We start from the raw sequence: 328 nt of genomic DNA on the forward strand, positions 1-328 counted from the left end.
TACTAAGGGCGTCGAAGACATTAAAGACCAAGTGAGCCTAGAGATTAAATTAGCTTTTTGGTTGATGAGCGAAGTCTTAGATTCACCAGGGTGGCACACATAAACTTTGACTTTTTTTTCAGCCTGTCTTATTCGGTTTTGTAATTCATAAGCAAACATCATCTGTGCTAACTTGCTGTGGCAGTAAGTATGGTTGGGGTGATAATTTTTATCCCAGTTCATGTCATCAAACAGAATAGTTTTTAAACCCATTTTGTAACCTTCGCTTGTAACCACCACTATACGCCCTTGAGATGATTCTATTTGTTCGAAAAGTAAACCGCATAGC

General features: G+C 38.4%; 1 pseudogene. It reads right to left on the bottom strand.

Annotation, left to right across the window (positions count from 1 at the left end):
- Nucleotides 1–252, bottom strand: a pseudogene (locus tag Q4528_RS13100) (hypothetical protein); the annotation flags it as partial.
- Nucleotides 253–328: the final 76 nt, after the last annotated feature.

Source organism: Staphylococcus pasteuri (assembly GCF_030547725.1).
Classification (GTDB): Bacteria; Bacillota; Bacilli; order Staphylococcales; family Staphylococcaceae; genus Staphylococcus; species Staphylococcus pasteuri.